At 60.3% G+C, this 262-nt stretch carries 1 protein-coding gene; it reads left to right on the plus strand.

Going from position 1 to position 262, the window contains the following annotated elements:
- Positions 1-262, plus strand: a 262-nt coding sequence (locus tag Phpb_RS27055; RefSeq protein WP_240492618.1) for an RHS repeat domain-containing protein, incomplete at both ends; no start/stop codon positions are given.

The following is a 262-nucleotide window of genomic DNA, read 5'->3' on the forward strand; positions in this document are numbered from 1 at the left end:
AAGGGGCATCGCTGGCAGTATCGTTATGATGCCGACACGCTGCAACTGACGCAGGTGATTAACCCGCAGGGGGAAACCTACAGCTACACACTGGATGCGGACGGGCGGGTTATCACCGAGCAGGATTACGCCGGCACGCAGTGGCATTATCGCTATGACCGGTCGGGGAACTGGATTGAAAAGCGGGACGGGGAAGAGAACGTGACCCGCTATGATTATGATGCCGCGCACCGGCTGACGACGCTGCGCGCCCCGGAAGGGA

This window comes from Photorhabdus namnaonensis, from assembly GCF_001684335.1.
Classification (GTDB): Bacteria; Pseudomonadota; Gammaproteobacteria; order Enterobacterales; family Enterobacteriaceae; genus Photorhabdus; species Photorhabdus namnaonensis.